15 protein-coding genes and 1 pseudogene are annotated in these 16623 nt (G+C 45.3%); 9 read left to right on the top strand and 7 right to left on the bottom strand.

All coding sequences use genetic code 11. From position 1 onward, the window contains the following. Positions 1–13: 13 nt before the first annotated feature. The 5 genes from fadA (at position 14) to L5M28_RS15795 (ending at position 6937) form a co-directional block, all read left to right on the top strand. On the top strand, positions 14–1177 hold the full coding sequence (gene fadA / locus L5M28_RS15815) for an acetyl-CoA C-acyltransferase FadA (RefSeq protein WP_006083808.1): 1164 nt from the start codon (positions 14–16) through the stop codon (positions 1175–1177). Positions 1178–1416: 239 nt separating this feature from the next. Further along, on the top strand, positions 1417–2583 hold the full coding sequence (locus tag L5M28_RS15810) for a diguanylate cyclase domain-containing protein (RefSeq protein ID WP_263203845.1): 1167 nt from the start codon (positions 1417–1419) through the stop codon (positions 2581–2583). Positions 2584–2758: 175 nt separating this feature from the next. Beyond that, positions 2759–3004 (top strand): sulfurtransferase TusA, encoded by a 246-nt coding sequence (gene tusA / locus L5M28_RS15805; protein WP_168827595.1) that lies wholly within the window; start codon positions 2759–2761, stop codon positions 3002–3004. Positions 3005–3052: 48 nt separating this feature from the next. Then, on the top strand, positions 3053–3499 hold the full coding sequence (locus L5M28_RS15800; RefSeq protein ID WP_168827597.1) for an MOSC domain-containing protein: 447 nt from the start codon (positions 3053–3055) through the stop codon (positions 3497–3499). Positions 3500–3745: 246 nt separating this feature from the next. Further along, complete coding sequence (locus tag L5M28_RS15795; protein WP_263203844.1) at positions 3746–6937, top strand: amidohydrolase family protein; 3192 nt, start codon at positions 3746–3748, stop codon at positions 6935–6937. A gap of 190 nt (positions 6938–7127) precedes the next feature. On the opposite strand, the gene L5M28_RS15790 is transcribed toward L5M28_RS15795, so the two are convergent. Beyond that, on the bottom strand, positions 7128–7724 hold the full coding sequence (locus tag L5M28_RS15790; RefSeq protein ID WP_263203843.1) for a DNA-3-methyladenine glycosylase I: 597 nt from the start codon (positions 7722–7724) through the stop codon (positions 7128–7130). 117 nt (positions 7725–7841) lie between these two features. On the opposite strand from L5M28_RS15790, the gene glyQ reads away from it, so the two are divergent. After that, complete coding sequence (gene glyQ / locus L5M28_RS15785; RefSeq protein WP_219235734.1) at positions 7842–8747, top strand: glycine--tRNA ligase subunit alpha; 906 nt, start codon at positions 7842–7844, stop codon at positions 8745–8747. A gap of 10 nt (positions 8748–8757) precedes the next feature. Beyond that, positions 8758–10827 (top strand): glycine--tRNA ligase subunit beta, encoded by a 2070-nt coding sequence (glyS, locus tag L5M28_RS15780; protein ID WP_263203840.1) that lies wholly within the window; start codon positions 8758–8760, stop codon positions 10825–10827. Between the two features lie 101 nt (positions 10828–10928). Here the strand turns inward: glyS and L5M28_RS15775 are convergent, their stop codons facing one another. Beyond that, complete coding sequence (locus tag L5M28_RS15775) at positions 10929–11969, bottom strand: HDOD domain-containing protein (RefSeq protein ID WP_263203838.1); 1041 nt, start codon at positions 11967–11969, stop codon at positions 10929–10931. Between the two features lie 333 nt (positions 11970–12302). On the opposite strand from L5M28_RS15775, the gene L5M28_RS15770 reads away from it, so the two are divergent. Beyond that, complete coding sequence (locus L5M28_RS15770; RefSeq protein WP_263203837.1) at positions 12303–13223, top strand: biotin-dependent carboxyltransferase family protein; 921 nt, start codon at positions 12303–12305, stop codon at positions 13221–13223. Between the two features lie 93 nt (positions 13224–13316). Here the strand turns inward: L5M28_RS15770 and L5M28_RS15765 are convergent, their stop codons facing one another. The 4 genes from L5M28_RS15765 to L5M28_RS15750 are packed head-to-tail and all read right to left on the bottom strand — an operon-like array spanning position 13317 to position 15562. Further along, on the bottom strand, positions 13317–13652 hold the full coding sequence (locus L5M28_RS15765) for a c-type cytochrome (protein WP_113941409.1): 336 nt from the start codon (positions 13650–13652) through the stop codon (positions 13317–13319). Further along, positions 13649–14032, bottom strand: coding sequence for a cytochrome C (locus L5M28_RS15760; protein ID WP_263203835.1), 384 nt, complete (start codon positions 14030–14032; stop codon positions 13649–13651). The genes L5M28_RS15765 and L5M28_RS15760 overlap by 4 nt, the downstream gene beginning before the upstream one ends. Further along, complete coding sequence (locus tag L5M28_RS15755) at positions 14032–15258, bottom strand: sulfite oxidase (RefSeq protein WP_263203834.1); 1227 nt, start codon at positions 15256–15258, stop codon at positions 14032–14034. The genes L5M28_RS15760 and L5M28_RS15755 overlap by 1 nt, the downstream gene beginning before the upstream one ends. 1 nt (position 15259) lies before the next feature. Continuing rightward, positions 15260–15562 carry a c-type cytochrome gene (locus tag L5M28_RS15750; RefSeq protein WP_263220934.1) on the bottom strand — a complete coding sequence of 101 codons (303 nt, stop codon included), beginning with the start codon at positions 15560–15562 and terminating at the stop codon, positions 15260–15262. Between the two features lie 238 nt (positions 15563–15800). Here L5M28_RS15750 and L5M28_RS15745 point away from each other — a divergent pair. Continuing rightward, positions 15801–16376 (top strand): annotated as a pseudogene (locus L5M28_RS15745) (glutathione S-transferase family protein); the annotation flags it as partial. Between the two features lie 7 nt (positions 16377–16383). On the opposite strand, the gene L5M28_RS15740 reads toward L5M28_RS15745, so the two are convergent. Further along, positions 16384–16623 (bottom strand): integrase core domain-containing protein (locus L5M28_RS15740; protein ID WP_263148716.1); only part of this gene is annotated, 240 nt, incomplete at its 5' end.

Raw genomic sequence — 16623 nt, 5'->3', positions numbered from 1 at the left:
AAGGAATTTAATCATGAAACAAGCTGTTATCGTAGACTGCATTCGTACTCCGATGGGCCGCTCAAAGGCTGGCGTATTTCGTAATGTACGTGCAGAAACTCTGTCTGCCGAATTGATGAAAGGTCTGTTGCTGCGTAATCCGCAACTCGACCCAAACCTGATTGAAGACGTGATTTGGGGTTGTGTGCAACAAACCCTAGAGCAAGGCTTCAACATTGCCCGTAATGCTTCACTATTAGCCGGCATTCCAAAGACAGCTGGCGCTGTGACGGTTAACCGCCTATGTGGTTCGTCAATGGATGCTATCCATCAAGCGGCGCGTGCGATTATGACTGGCATGGGCGACACCTTTATTATTGGTGGCGTAGAACACATGGGCCATGTGCCTATGAGCCATGGTGTCGACTTCCACCCTGGTCTTGCTAATAACGTGGCAAAAGCCTCTGGCATGATGGGGTTAACTGCTGAAATGCTAGGTAAACTGCACGGTATTACCCGTGAGCAGCAAGATGCTTTTGCGGTACGTTCTCATCAACGCGCTTATGCAGCCACAGTTGAAGGCCGTTTTGCCAAGGAAATCTATGGCATTGAAGGTCACGATGCTAACGGTGCCTTAATTAAAGTCCTGCAAGACGAAGTGATCCGCCCAGAAACCACAATGGAATCTCTAGCAGCACTGCGTCCGGTATTTGATCCAGTCAACGGCACTGTGACTGCAGGTACTTCTTCTGCACTGTCTGATGGCGCTTCAGCCATGCTGATCATGGAAGAATCTAAAGCGCGCGCACTTGGCTTACCAATTCGTGCACGTATTCGCTCTATGGCGGTTGCGGGTTGTGACGCGGCTATCATGGGTTACGGCCCTGTTCCTGCCACGCAAAAAGCGCTGGCTCGTGCCGGTATCACAGTTGCCGATTTAGATGTGATTGAACTGAACGAAGCGTTTGCAGCTCAGTCTTTACCTTGTGTGAAAGATTTAGGTTTAGCGGATGTGGTTGACGACAAAATCAACCTCAACGGCGGCGCGATTGCACTAGGTCACCCACTGGGTTGTTCAGGTGCGCGTATCTCTACGACGCTGATCAACTTGATGGAAGACAAAGACGCGACCTTAGGTTTAGCGACCATGTGTATTGGTTTAGGCCAAGGTATCGCAACCGTGTTCGAACGCGTTTAATTCGTTACTCAAATAATCAAAGCCGGAACTTGTTCCGGCTTTTTTATGCCAAATATTCTGCCATCGTAAATATTAATATTTCTCATTTCTTCTGCTGTTCATTTGAAAATCAGTCCGTTATCGACTTAACTACAAGGGCATTACTGGCTATTGTGGACGACAAGTGGCAGCAATCATCAGCCAAATCTAGGCAGTGTAGTGCAAGGATGCAATTCGTTGTTTTACCAGAGGAATGCCAGATGCTACAAACGGAACAGACCCTTTTCGAACAAATGCGGATCACTGAGCTGGAGATCGAGTCTCGTAAGGCGCTCTTCTCTTTTACAGGGGCGGACGTAAAGGCCCTGCAATCCTTTAAGCCCATCATTGAAGAAAACATAGATAAAATCGTCGACGACTTTTACGGCTTACAAACCAGTGTGTCAGAAATTGCGCTCTTGATTGGAGACTCAGACACCCTTGCCCGCCTACGTACCGCACAGAGAAGATATGTGCTTGATTTATTTAATGGTGTTTATGATCTTGAGTACGTAAACAATCGCCTGCGGATTGGGTTAGTCCATAAACGCATTGGTGTTGAGCCCAAACTTTACCTGTCTGCGGTGCACACACTCAAGGAGTTGATCTATGCAGTGATCAACGGCTCAGTACAAGATGTACGTCAAGCCGAACGTATTCGAGCCGCAATTGATAAACTCGTGCTGTTTGATGTCACACTAGTATTCGATACTTATATTCGCAGCTTAGTCTCCGAGATTGAGAACGCTAAAGATAAGGCTGAGAAATATGCCCAAAGCATGGAAAGCAAAGTCAAAGAGCGGACCCAGCAGTTAGAAGAACTCTCGCAAACCGATCCCTTAACAGGTTTGCTCAACGTAAGACACTTACAAGAAACCGCAACTCGCATACTCAGAGCTGCCCAAAGACGCGCCGAGCCAGTGTGTGTCATCTACTTAGATGTAGATGATTTTAAATTATTTAATGACACTCAAGGCCATAGATCAGGTGATGAAGTACTTTGTGCTGTCGCAAAAGCGATTAAAGAAACCACTCGTGCTGAAGATCATTGTTTTCGATATGGTGGAGATGAGTTCTGTATCATCATGCCTAATTGTCGTGAGGAACAAGCTCGAGAGAATTTCATCACTCGGTTTAATCAAAAAATAAAACTCAGTCTAAACAATATTTCCTTAAGTTTTGGCATTACAGATACTGGCCCCTATGAATATGAAGAAGCCAATAGCTTAATTCATAAAGCCGATCAAAAAATGTATAGCTACAAACGGGCGTCCAAATTGCAGCAACAAACTATGGTAGCTGCAAATGATTTAGCACCAGAGAATAGTACAGCTGTTATCCATCCAATCTCTCAATCTCAAAGCGCTGCTGATAAAGCCGTTGAGTAATGTTAATTATCATAAGCCATAAGTTTGTTCCACGTGGAACATTTTATCTCTAGCTTTGGTAACGACAAAAAGCACACCAATCAAACCACATCACAAATTGAGACCACCAACTTGGTTTATCATGGGGGCTGGAGTAACATTAGCTAATTCTGCTTAACCGTTCAGTAGAGGTAATATGAACGACGCTTTCTCAACCGCACAGCATAGGCTCGATGCAATAGGCTTACGTTGCCCAGAACCTGTAATGATGGTGCGTAAAACGGTAAGACAAATGGCTGCAGGCGAGACACTGCTGATCATTGCCGATGACCCTGCAACGACACGCGATATTCCAAGCTTCTGTGAGTTTATGGATCACACCCTTATCGCCAGCGAAACGGCTCAGACGCCATACCAATATTTGATCAAAAAAGGACTTTAAGTCGTATCGTTTTAGCGACTTAATCATTAAAAAAGGATGTGAGGAACTATGCCAAAACTGCTGGCAATTGCCTATAAAACTGTAAAGCGCGGCCCAATGAATGAGGTTCTCTGTGCCAATGTCACCCAGTTAAATGGTGTAGAGAAAGATGTATTTGGTCGTCCTGGCAAACGCCAAGTCACTGTGCTTTCCAAACTACAATGGCAACAAGCCTGTCGTGCTATCGAGGCAGAATTGCCTTGGACGACTCGCAGAGCAAATCTGCTCGTTGATGGTCTAGTATTTAGCAGTGCAGATGTTGGTAAACATTTACAAATTGGTGAGTTACTACTTGAAATTACAGGTGAGACCGATCCTTGTAAAAAAATGGAAATTGCACATGTTGGTTTAGAAGCCGCACTCACCCCAGATTGGCGAGGAGGTGTAACATGCAGGGTATTAAATGATGCCATGATCCACCTAGGTGATGAGATAGCAATTTTCTTTCCTAGCTAATCCAATCAGCCTATCTCAGCTAGTTCTCCATACTCCTCTATAAATAGAACCAAATAACTTGGTTCTATTTCTGTTGTCCCAATCCTAATATAAATATCAGCTTTCTAGCTCGAACATCAATTGAAACAGTATTTACGTTTTCCTTCCTATCTATTTATGCGATAACTACACCAAGTATTAACAAAACTTTATCTTGTGATTAATACCGATCATGTAGCCCACATAAGAACGATAACAGGAAGTGACATGTTGAACTCTAAACTTACCCCGCTTTATATTGCCCTCACTCTTGGGATGAATACTCTCGCAGTTAGCGCCACAGAAACGAAAGAATCGACTTGGAATGTTAACGCTCCAACGAATGCTCCCTTAGTGCAAGTCAAAGTTGATGTTAATGAAGGCACTTGGATGAACTTGAGCGTCAGTCCAGATGGTAAGCATATCGTCTTCGACTTACTCGGTGACATCTACCAAATTCCAGTAACAGGCGGTGAAGCTAAGCCATTAGCCCAAGGCATAGCTTGGCAGATGCAGCCCGTCTATAGCCCCGATGGCAAGCACATTGCTTTTACGTCCGATGGTGATGGTGGTGATAACATTTGGATTATGGATGCCGATGGCAAAAACCCAAGAACAGTCACCCAAGAAACCTTCAGGCTACTAAACAGTCCAGCTTGGAGCCCAGACTCCCAGTATTTGGTTGCCCGTAAGCATTTTACCGCCAGCCGTAGTTTGGGTGCGGGCGAAGTGTGGCTATACCACGTTGCGGGTGGTGAAGGCGTCAAACTAACCGAACGTCCTAATGATGAGAAAGATTTAGGTGAACCCGCGTATTCTCCCGATGGTCGCTATATCTACTTTAGTCAGGATGACACACCGGGTAAAACCTTCCATTACTCAAAGGATTCGGTCAACGGTATCTACAAAATCAAACGCTACGATACTCAAACTGGTGAGATTGAAGTATTAATCGAAGGCACGGGTGGCGCGATTCGGCCAACGCCGAGCCCAGACGGCACTAAGCTCGCCTATATTAAGCGCGATGATTTCCAGTCATCACTCTACCTACTCGACCTTAAGTCGGGAGAAACAACTAAGCTGTTTGGCGAACTTGACCGTGATATGCAGGAGACTTGGGCCATTCATGGCGTCTATCCAACAATGGCATGGACACAAGATAACAAGGATATTTTCTTCTGGGCTAAGGGAAAAATTAATCGTCTGAATGTTGCCAATAAAACACTCACAGATATCCCCTTTAGTGTAAAAACTGAGTTAGCAGTACAACCCTCAGTGCACTTTAAGCAAGATATCGATAAAGATGTTTTCGATGTCAAAATGCTACGTATGGCGCAAGTCTCACCGGATGGTAGCAAAGTCGCCTTCGAAGCACTGGGGAAAATTTGGTTAAAATCCTTACACGATGGCAGAATGTCACGCTTGACTGATCTAGACAAAAATATTACAGAACTTTATCCCCAATGGTCGCGCGATGGTAAAAATATTGTTTTTACCACTTGGAATGACCAAGACCAAGGCACAGTACAAGTGATTAGCGCAAAAGGTGGCAAACCTAAGCAACTAACATCTGAGCCAGGAAAGTATGTCGAACCCACCTTTTCACCCAATGGTGAACTCGTAGTGTATCGTAAAACTCAAGGCGGTAACCTCACACCAAAAACTTGGTCGCAGGAGCCCGGGCTATATAAAGTCGATATTAAAGGTAAACAAAATAGCAAGATCAGTACCGATGGCTATCAAGCTCAATTCGGTGCCAATGCCGATCGCGTCTTTTTTATGAATAGCAGCGAAGATGAAACGCCGCAATTATCATCGATCAACTTAGACGGCTTCGATAAGCGGGTTCATTACAGCAGCAAACATGTAACTGAATTTAGGGTTTCACCCGATGGTGAGCAACTCGCCTTTGCTGAACGCTTTAAAGTTTGGGTAACACCTTTTGCTAAACACGGCGAGACAGTTGAGATTGGCCCCAATGCCAGCAATCTACCCGTAAGCCAATTGAGTGCCCGTGCGGGTGAAAGTATCAGTTGGAACAGTAAAAGCGACCAACTATATTGGACTCTTGGCCCCGAGTTGTACCAAGCCAAGGTTGACACTCAATATCGCGACAAAAAAGATGAAAAGGCACAACCAAGCATTATCGATTTAGGCTTTACCGAAAAGGCCGATGTTCCACGTGGAACAATCGCCTTCGTCGGTGGCAAAGTGATTACGATGGAAAATGACCAAGTGATTTATAATGGTGTGGTCATAGTAAAAGACAATCATATTGTCGCCGTAGGCGATGCCAATGTTGCGATTCCTAAGGATGCGCAGATCATCGACATCAAAGGCAAATCCATTATGCCAGGACTATTCGATGCCCACGCCCATGGACCGCAAGCGGATGATGAAATCGTGCCACAACAGAACTGGGCGCTGTATTCAGGCTTATCCTTGGGTGTCACCACGATTCACGATCCCTCGAATGACACCACAGAAATCTTTGCCGCATCTGAGCAACAAAAAGCAGGCAATATTGTTGGCCCACGAATATTCTCCACCGGCACCATACTTTATGGTGCCAATGCGCCTGGCTACACATCGCACATAGACTCACTGGATGATGCCAAATTTCATCTTGAACGCCTGAAAAAAGTCGGGGCGTTTAGCGTAAAAAGCTATAACCAACCGCGCCGCAATCAGAGGCAGCAAGTTATCGCAGCCGCACGTGAACTCGAAATGATGGTCGTGCCTGAAGGTGGCAGCTTGCTGCAACATAATTTAAGCATGGTCGCCGATGGACATACTACGATTGAGCACTCCCTCCCCGTTGGTTCAATCTATAACGATATCAAACAGTTTTGGAGCCAGACTCAAGTTGGTTACACGCCAACCTTAGTGGTCGCCTATGGTGGTATTTCTGGTGAAAACTACTGGTATGATAAAACCGATGTGTGGGCCCATCCACGCCTATCCATGTATGTGCCAGCCGATATTTTGCAAGCAAGATCAATGCGACGCCCCCATGCTCCAGAGAGCCACTACAATCATTTCAATGTTGCTAAGGTTGCTAACGAGCTCAATAAGTTAGGGGTTCACCCAAATATTGGCGCCCACGGTCAGCGTGAAGGTTTAGCGGCACATTGGGAAATGTGGATGTTTGCCCAAGGCGGCATGAGCAATATGGAAGTGTTGAAAACGGCCACCATTAATCCAGCAACGACCTTTGGCATGGAGCAGCAACTCGGTTCTATCAAAGAAGGTAAGCTCGCAGACTTGATCGTTATTGATGGTGATCCATTAGCCGACATTCGAGTCACCGACAGAGTCACTCATACTATGGTCAATGGTAAGTTATTTGATGCAGATACTATGAATGAACTTAATGGGGATAAAGCACAGCGTAAGCCGTTTTTCTTTGAGAAAATCTAAGTTCGACCTCAAGGCAAAATGAAATTGTCGCTTTTCTATAAGGCCATTTAGACTTTATAAGAGGGATGACTAACTCCTGCGAATAACAAAAAGCATGTTCCACGTGGAACATGCTTTTTTATCGCTAGGCTTCTAATACCACGACAAGTCCCAACCCCTACTTCAACATAGGCAAGCTCTACGATTAATGTTACTCGTGGTTATGCAGTCCGGCACAAGAATCGACACAGGCCTGATAGGAAATACACTCGACAAGGTGATCGTTCACCATACCCACCGCCTGCATAAAGGCATAACAAATGGTTGGGCCGACAAAATTGAATCCGAGTTTCTTCAACGCTTTTGACATGGCTTCAGATTCTGGTGTTTGTGCAGGAACCTGCGACATTGCCGTAATCTGATTAGCTATGGGTTTTCCGCCCACAAAGCTCCATAAAAATGCAGAGAAATCCTTCCCGTCGGCAGTATAGGCTAAATAACCTTTAGCATTCTTGATGATAGAGTTCACCTTCAAGCGATTGCGCACTATACCGGAATTCAACATGAGCTCCTCTACTTTCGCCTCATCGAAAGTCGCAATAATCTCAGGTTCAAAATTAGCAAAGGCCTGTTCATAGTTTTGTTGCTTCTTCAGGATAGTTATCCAAGATAATCCGGCCTGTTGACCATCTAAACACAACTTAGCAAACAGCTCCTTTGGATCATAAACAGGTCGCCCCCACACGTTGTCGTGATACTCACGATACAAGGGATCATCACTTACCCAGCCACAGCGGATCTCTTCCATGACATATAACCTTATCGTTTTAATTAAGAAGGTAAAAAATAACCTACATAAGCAGATATCTACAAGGTATAATCGAACCCATTTTCTATTCAGGCTGACGGCAGTAGACAAGTAGACATGACGACAAAACACGACGTAAAAACATTTCAGGGTTTCATTCTCACCCTGCAGGAATATTGGGCACAGCAAGGCTGTGCAATCGTTCAACCTCTAGATATGGAAGTCGGCGCTGGTACATTCCACCCACAAACTTTCCTACGTTCTTTAGGGCCAGAACCTATGAGCAGTGCCTATGTGCAGCCATCGCGCCGCCCTACGGACGGTCGTTACGGTGAAAACCCTAACCGTCTGCAGCACTACTACCAGTTCCAAGTCGTGTTGAAGCCTTCACCTGACAATATTCAAGAGCTATATTTAGGCTCACTGCAAGCACTGGGTATTGATACTCAAATCCACGATATCCGCTTTGTAGAAGATAACTGGGAATCACCAACATTAGGTGCTTGGGGCTTAGGCTGGGAAGTCTGGCTTAACGGTATGGAAGTGACTCAGTTTACTTACTTCCAACAGGTCGGCGGTATCGAATGCAGCCCAGTCACAGGTGAAATCACCTATGGCCTAGAGCGTCTGGCCATGTATATCCAAGGCGTTGATAGCGTTTATGATCTCGTATGGACCGATGGTCCACTGGGCCGAATCACCTATGGCGATGTGTTCCATCAAAACGAAGTCGAGCAATCGACCTATAACTTCGAGCACGCCGATGTGGACTTTATGTTCACCCTGTTCGATCAGTGCGAAAAAATGTGTCAGCATTTATTGTCGCTCGAAAAACCTTTACCTCTGCCCGCCTACGAGCAAGTGATGAAAGCCTCACACGCCTTCAACCTGCTCGATGCCCGCCATGCCATTTCAGTTACCGAGCGCCAACGCTACATCTTACGCGTTCGTACTATGGCGAAAGCGGTCGCTGAATCTTATTATCAGGCACGCGAAGCGCTTGGCTTCCCAATGTGTAAGTAGAGGTAAAAACATGAATTTTGAAAACTTACTCATAGAGTTAGGCACGGAAGAATTACCACCTAAGTCACTGCGTAAACTGGCTGAATCCTTTTTAGCTAACTTTACTGAAGAACTCACCAAAGCCGATTTAGCGTTCAGCTCAGCCGTTTGGTACGCAGCGCCACGTCGTCTGGCAATTAACGTCACTGAACTTGCCCTTGCACAAGCTGACAAAGTCGTTGAAAAACGCGGCCCAGCAGTGAGTTCAGCATTCGATGCAGAAGGCAAACCGACTAAAGCCGCCGAAGGTTGGGCACGTGGTAATGGTATTACTGTTGAACAAGCCGAACGTTTAGTTACAGATAAAGGCGAATGGTTAGTCCATAACGCCAAAGTTGAAGGCGTCGAAACCAAAAGTTTGATCGCTGCCATGGCTCAACGTGCACTCGATAAATTGCCCATTCCTAAGCCAATGCGTTGGGGCAATAATAAAACCCAATTTATTCGCCCTGTTCACACCGCGACTATGTTGCTAGGCAGTGAGTTGATTGAAGGTGAATTGCTGGGTATCAAATCGGCACGCACTGTTCGCGGTCACCGCTTTATGGGGCTCAAGCAGTTTGAATTAGCACACGCTGATCACTACCTTGCCGACCTAAAAGAAAAAGGCAAAGTCATCGCCGATTACGAAAGCCGTAAAGCATTAATCAAAGCCGATGCCGAAAAAGCCGCCGCTAAGATTGGTGGCACAGCCGATATCGAAGATAGCCTGCTTGAAGAGGTCACCTCTTTGGTTGAATGGCCTGTGGTATTGACCGCTAGCTTCGAAGAAAAATTCTTAAGTGTACCGTCTGAAGCTTTGGTCTATACCATGAAAGGCGACCAAAAATACTTCCCAGTCTTTGATGATGCAGGCAAGTTACTGCCAAACTTTATCTTTGTGGCCAATATCGAATCTAAAGATCCCGCGCAAATTATCTCAGGTAACGAGAAAGTCGTTCGCCCACGTCTTGCCGACGCCGAGTTCTTTTTTAATACCGATAAAAAACACACGCTGGAATCGCGTTTACCTAGCCTAGAAACCGTCCTGTTCCAACAACAGCTCGGCACCTTAAAAGACAAAGTGAATCGTATTTCTGCCCTAGCCGCCTTTATTGCCGAGCAAACTGGCGCAAATACGGTTGATGCAGCCCGTGCAGGTTTGTTATCTAAAACCGATTTGATGACCAATATGGTGATGGAGTTTACCGACACTCAAGGCACTATGGGCATGCACTACGCCCGCCTTGATGGTGAAACCGAAGCGGTTGCGGTTGCAATGGAAGAGCAATACAAGCCTAAGTTCTCTGGCGATACAGTGCCTAGTGCTGGCGTATCTTGCGCAGTCGCATTAGCAGATAAGCTCGATACTTTAGTCGGTATCTTTGGTATTGGCCAAGCACCCAAAGGCGCTGCCGATCCCTTTGCCCTACGCCGTGCCGCCATCGGTGTGCTGCGTATTATCGTTGAGAATAAACTGCCACTGGACTTAGTAACACTGATAGCTAAAGCTCAGGAGCTCCACGGTACTAACTTAAGCAACGCCAATGCAAGCGACGAAGTGTTAGAGTTCTTAATGGCACGCTTCCGCGCTTGGTATCAAGATAAAGGTATTGGTGTTGATGTGATCTTAGCAGTGCTAGCACGTCGCCCAACACGCCCAGCTGATTTTGATAGTCGTATCAATGCGGTATCACACTTTAGAAGCTTAGAAGCTTCTGGCGCACTTGCAGCAGCGAATAAACGTGTATCTAACATTCTGGCTAAGGTTGAAGGCGCTTTACCGACAACGATCAATGCAAGTTTGTTGACCGAAGCGGCAGAGCAAGCATTGGCGGCCAAATTGAACGAACTACAACCACAGTTGGCACCTTTGTTTGCCAATGCTGATTACCAACAGGCCTTAACTTTGTTAGCTGGCCTGCGTGAAAGCGTGGATCAGTTCTTCGAAGATGTAATGGTTATGGCGGATGATGAAGCCTTGAAAAACAATCGTTTAGCATTGTTGAATAATCTACGCGAGCAGTTCCTGCACGTAGCGGATATATCACTACTGCAATAACGATACTAACGTTTTTTAAATTATCGCTTTATAAAAAACGCGCTCAATAGCGCGTTTTTTATTGTCCTGATTTCTCATACCAAACGTATTAAATTGCCCAATCAGAACTGCAGCAGTTTTTGATGTAAGCCATCAAATTGAGTTTGATCTAAGTTAACTTGCTGCAGTAAATTCGTCAGTATTTCAGGAGACAATTGCCCTGCTTGATGCAGCATAGAAATCTCGCTAATCACATTCGCCCGCCATACCACTGCGGCGAGCCCCGCTTGCGGGCGCGAGTTCACACTGGCAAGCTTGTCTAATTCTGTTTCAAAGGTATTGGGTAACTGCCAATGCTTAGCAAGCAATGAACTCAAGGTTAACGATTTCGTCGTCATCACTTGTCTAAATAATCCAGAATTAGGCTGTTCTCCCGGCTCTGCCTGTACAAATGCATCGAGGAGCATTTTAAAAATGGCCAACTTGCCGACATCGTGTAATAGGCCCAATAAAAAAGCCGTATCTTGATCTTCATCGCTTAACTCACTGGCGAGAAAAGCAACCTGCATCGAATGGCGCCAAATTTCTGCCCCAAAACGACGGAAATAGATTGGTTTGATATCCAACATTTCACGCACTAAACAAGTGGTGACAAATTTTCTCAACTGTTCGCGGCCAAGCTGTACCAAAGCCTGCTGTAAACTGGTGATATCCCTATCGCTACGTTTAAACGCGGGAGAATTACACAGCTTAAGCACCTCAATACTCAATAAAGGATCTCGCTCGATAAGCGCTAATAGATCCTTAATATCAAATTGTGGGTCGGCCAATTTACGATCTAACTCCAATACCTTTGACGGCAGCTTTAACACTTTTTCGGCGATGACTTGTGGCGATGCCAAGGCTTGCTCTATCTCAGCCATTACCCGACGTTCAAGATTATTCGCTACACCGCCAGTGTCCTTAACCCGTGTCGGAAATAACAAACTATAAAAGAGTGCAGATAAATCGACAGATACCACGCTAATGTCTTCGAGAGGTTTAGCAGGCTTTCGCGCAGGTTCAAGCGACTTACCTAAGTCCGTCGTTGAAAAACTTTTGGGTCTCTCAACGGTCGCCGTATCGCGAATATTAAAGAGTTTATTAAAAAGTGATTTAATCAAGAAGCATCAACCTGTCATTATAAATAATTGTTAAAAAGTCAGTTAAATATTGCCCATCATAAATCCATTTTGATCAGCTCAAGCCATGTATTAAGGCATTGTAGACAGGCTAATACTTAGCTTAAGTGTAACATATTCAATTCATTTCGGACTTCTTCTATCCCACCATTACTGCTTTTACAAAGACAATCTTGGTTACAAGTTGAAACCTCAAAAAACTTACATTCCAGCATCATTTAACTGACAATATGCCTACCATTCATAAAGGGATACGTATTTTGTCTCCCTTTAAGTGATTAATAATCTACTCGCGAGCTAACAACGGAAAATTTGATGATCGAGGTAATAAAAGCGGGTGCACTAACCACAGTTCAAGATATCGGACGCATGGGATATCGACATTTAGGCGTAACCCAAGCTGGTGCCTTAGATAGACCTGCACTGTGTTTAGCAAACCGCCTACTCTCAAATCCAGACAATACACCCGTACTGGAATTGACCTTCGGCCAATCGATTTTTTTGTTTAAACGTGATGCTTGGATTGCCTTAACGGGTGCCGATTTCGATGCCCGCATAGACAATAAACCCATAGTTTGCGGCTGGCGCTACTCCATTAAGGCAGGACAAAAACTCAGTCTTAGAGGGGGAAATAAAGGCATGCGTGCCTATGTTGCGATTGATGGCGGCGTTAGAGTGCCGTTAGTGATGGATTCTGCTGCAACTGATTTAACCTCAGGTATCGGTGGATTTCATGGTCGCGCATTAGAAGCTGGCGATAACCTGACCTTAGGTTCCGCACATCCACTAAGAAGGCAAGTTGGCGCAATTCAAAAAAGTTGGAATGGGCATATTCGCGCACTCGCAACAAAGCACACCCAAGCCTTCTCGTTGAAATCTCAGCAAATATTCTGGCAAACACAGTGGCAACTTTCGGCAGAAAGCAATCGTGCAAGTGCAATACTCAACGGGGAAATATTGACCTTAGCAAAACCATTTCCCATTCAATCACATACAGTCAAGCCAGGAGTCATTCAAGTGTCAGCTTCGGGGCAGCCTTTAGTGTTACTTGCCGATGCTAAGACCACCAGCAATCATCCTCAAATCGCCGTGATTATTGAAGCCGATCTGTGGAAACTCGCGCAAACTCGCCCAGGGCAGACAGTTAAATTCGAATTGGTTGACGATGAACAAGCCGCAACGGCGCAAGCGGAATGGCATGACTACTTCTATCGACTACAACGTAGCCTAGGTTAACGAACCACTGCATAATCAAATCTACAAAATATCACCCCGTATTCCCAACTACACCCTATATCGGTTTTATTCAAATAACGCACTATACTCGCGCTAATTCGCACTTAGGTTCGGTGTAACTTGCTGGCTATAAAACAGCGCCACATCTTGTAATTGCTCAGAGCTTAACGCGCTGACTTGTGATTGCATCAAAGGATCGAGTCGTAAACCAGTTTTAAAATCGACGAGCTGTTTATTAAGATAAGCTAATTTTTGTCCCTTTAAGTTTGGGAATTGCTTGGCCATAGCGATCACCGCATTGCCATGGCATGACTCACACTGTGCCGTAGCCAATGCCTGACCTCGCTCTATATCTGCTTGATAAACCTCCCCATTAACCTCTGATGATAAGCCACATAGCGCAATCAAACTTATGATAATCGCTTTCATTTTGGCTCCTTAGGGAAAGGGTTAACTAGCGCAGGCTGCAGGCTCGGTTCTAAAGGTAGACGTCTGAAGATCGTCATATCCATTTCAGCCTGCCCATAATGAGTGCTTAGATAACTCAAGGTCGGCTCCCAAGTATCCGACAAGTCCCATAAACCCTGAGTATCTACCATCCACTGCAAAGTCTCTTTCCAAAAGGCTTTATCGCCGTGGTTTTGCACGACTATCATACTGGTATGGCAGGCATTACATTGATAATTCACTAACTCCCAGCCAGGAGCCATGATCAAACCCGATTTAGGGTCCACTGGATACTCAGCGGCTAGCGAAATACTGGATGCCACTAACCCAAGCAATATCAGTTTATTGATATGTGACTTCATCACACCACCCTAACGGCAATACGGTGGCAGCCGTTAAACATATATCCCTTAGGATTCCATTGCGGTTGTACGACAGGCTGACTATCACCTTCACTATCGGTCGCTTTGGCCCAGATTTCATAATAGCCCTGCGACGGTAATTGCAATTCAATCTTCCATTGCTGCCATGCTGTTATGTTTTTAGGTTTTTCTAATTCAGCGGCAAACCAACGGGTGCCATAATCGTAACTGACTTCCACCTTAACCACTTCCCGCAATCCCGCCCAAGCATGGCCTGCGATAGTCATCTTTTGACCCACAGCTAATTCGGTTCCAGATTGGGGGTGAGTGATCAATGACTTCACTATCATTTCTTCAATGATTTTATAGTCTTTATCATCAACAGACTCACCTGGCGCTATGGGATATTTAGGGAGTTGATACGCTGGCGCTTCCATTTTATGCCCATCATGGACTTTATTACGCACACTGATCCCCGTCGCCGCTTTTTGCGAAACGGATCCTGGCCGTCCACCAAACACAATACGTAAGGGATATCCATGTAGATAAGGAATGTCCTCACCGTTCATCGACCATGCAATAAGCCCAAGCTCTTCGAGCGCCGCCTTTATTGGTACGCCGCGTGAAATAGCCTCACCTTTGCCGCTCAAATGCCGATCAACACCGTGATGGCCTGTGTAAACAGCATCAGCTTTAATACCGCAATCCTTAAGCACATCACTCACTAAGACACCTGTCCACTCGGAGCAAAATACGCCGGCATTATTCCACTGATTGCCTTTAGTACTAGGAAAAAAGCCAGAGCGACTATTACCGCCACATTCAATCAGCAACTGCAATGTGTAATGCTTAAAGCGACGCTTAAGTTCATCAATTGTGTAGGTTTTTGGGGTGATAACAGACTCACCATCCACTTGAAAAGTCCAAGTTTTAGCATCTAACGCCTTAAAGTCAGGCACTATGCCATTCCAACGGATAAACGAGGCATCGGCAGGCGTCACAGCAGGAGCGAGCTTATGCTCCGGCGGAAACGCATTCAGTGGATGAGTGTTTAACACTTTGAAATAATTCGGCAAGTCCTCAGCCTTAGCCCAAGTTAATGCTGATATATCCAGAGGAATAACCTCTGCGGGAAGCTGATTGGCAAATACCCACTTAACGGGTAAGGCAGATAACACAGACGTCGCTACCGCACCTTTAATAAAAAACCGACGATTAAGATCCATGTTATTTGTCCTTTCCGAGGTAAAAGTAATCCGCCATCTGCTGCATATCAGCCTCGCTCAACAATTGGGCGACTTTAGTCATAGTGGGATCTTGGCGATTTCCCGTCTTAAAGGCTCGAAGCTGCTTCAACAGGTAATCCGAGTTTTGCCATCCGATATTAGGAATATGCTCAAAACGACTCACACCGGACTCGCCATGACAGGCCTTACACATATTCAATAACTTATTTGCCTCATCGGCGTTTGCCACCGCCGATAGCATAAAAATCAGTGCACTTACGGGGTAAATCACTCGCTGCCACATCCATTTATCTCGCCAATTAGCCTTTATCTCGACAGAATCCATCGAACAAAGTAATTAAGATATGGTTAAATTATCTCAATGCTATGGGTCGTTTAAATTCAATAAAAGTGACTCGTAAGCTCAAGAGAAATGACGCGTATTAGCGGATGTAGAAAGGGTAAAATATTTATTAGTCATAGGTGAAATGAGTCCATATAGTAGCTTTGCAGAAACACTGCATTTCACTCAAGGACAAACAATGGATCTTTATATCGGCAATAAAAATTACTCTAGCTGGTCACTGCGAGCTTGGTTAATGGCCGCAAAATCTGGCGTGCAGTTCAACGAAGTATTACTGCAACTCGATACCGACAGCTTCTATCAGCAACTCAAAGCCATTTCGCCGACGTTAAAAGTACCGACATTAGTCGATGGTGACATTAGGGTATGGGATTCACTATCAATTTGTGAATACCTCAACGACACCTATCTTGCAGGTAGCGCATGGCCGCAAGATCCTAAACAAAAAGCCAAGGCTAGATCGATTGCCAGTGAAATGCATTCAGGCTTTAATGCCGTGCGTAACGCTCTACCAATGAACATACGCGCGAGGCGCTATGTTGAGCTCACTGATGTGGTCCGCAAAGACATTGAGCGCATCGATGCGATTTGGTCAGCACAGATGGCCGAGTTTGCTCCATCAAATTCCGAAGGTACTTGGTTATTTGGCCAATGGTCGATTGCAGACATGATGTTTGCCCCTGTGGTTATGCGTTTTCTTACCTACGATATTGAAGTCTCGCAGGCAAGCCGTGCCTATATGCAGCATGTGATTGTAGTGGTCAAGTAAAATTGGCCACGATTTTAGAGTCATTCCAATATAAACGTTCTGACTCATTTGGCGTTAACCCACCATTATATTGATGGGGTCTGGTCTCACTGTAATATCCAGTGATGTAATTTGTGATCTCTTTATCTGCTTCTGTAAAATTCCCATAACCATTGGCGGGTATCCACTCAGATTTCAAACTTCTAAAGAAACGCTCCATTGGTGCGTTATCCCAACAATTCCCGCGACGACT

The organism is Shewanella sp. SW32 (assembly GCF_025653365.1).
GTDB lineage: Bacteria > Pseudomonadota > Gammaproteobacteria > Enterobacterales > Shewanellaceae > Shewanella > Shewanella oncorhynchi.
The sequence above is the reverse complement of the archived record's forward strand: the minus strand, read 5'-3'. Positions and strand labels throughout refer to the sequence as shown.

Excerpts from the sequence above, each read along its gene's own strand:
- fadA (WP_006083808.1), top strand. The coding sequence starts at position 14 with ATGAAACAAGCTGTTATCGTAGACTGCATTCGTACTCCGATGGGCCGC.
- L5M28_RS15810 (WP_263203845.1), top strand. The coding sequence starts at position 1,417 with ATGCTACAAACGGAACAGACCCTTTTCGAACAAATGCGGATCACTGAG.
- tusA (WP_168827595.1), top strand. The coding sequence starts at position 2,759 with ATGAACGACGCTTTCTCAACCGCACAGCATAGGCTCGATGCAATAGGC.
- L5M28_RS15800 (WP_168827597.1), top strand. The coding sequence starts at position 3,053 with ATGCCAAAACTGCTGGCAATTGCCTATAAAACTGTAAAGCGCGGCCCA.
- L5M28_RS15795 (WP_263203844.1), top strand. The coding sequence starts at position 3,746 with ATGTTGAACTCTAAACTTACCCCGCTTTATATTGCCCTCACTCTTGGG.
- L5M28_RS15790 (WP_263203843.1), bottom strand. The coding sequence starts at position 7,724 with ATGGAAGAGATCCGCTGTGGCTGGGTAAGTGATGATCCCTTGTATCGT.
- glyQ (WP_219235734.1), top strand. The coding sequence starts at position 7,842 with ATGACGACAAAACACGACGTAAAAACATTTCAGGGTTTCATTCTCACC.
- glyS (WP_263203840.1), top strand. The coding sequence starts at position 8,758 with ATGAATTTTGAAAACTTACTCATAGAGTTAGGCACGGAAGAATTACCA.
- L5M28_RS15770 (WP_263203837.1), top strand. The coding sequence starts at position 12,303 with ATGATCGAGGTAATAAAAGCGGGTGCACTAACCACAGTTCAAGATATC.
- L5M28_RS15765 (WP_113941409.1), bottom strand. The coding sequence starts at position 13,652 with ATGAAAGCGATTATCATAAGTTTGATTGCGCTATGTGGCTTATCATCA.
- L5M28_RS15760 (WP_263203835.1), bottom strand. The coding sequence starts at position 14,032 with ATGAAGTCACATATCAATAAACTGATATTGCTTGGGTTAGTGGCATCC.
- L5M28_RS15755 (WP_263203834.1), bottom strand. The coding sequence starts at position 15,258 with ATGGATCTTAATCGTCGGTTTTTTATTAAAGGTGCGGTAGCGACGTCT.
- L5M28_RS15750 (WP_263220934.1), bottom strand. The coding sequence starts at position 15,562 with ATGTGGCAGCGAGTGATTTACCCCGTAAGTGCACTGATTTTTATGCTA.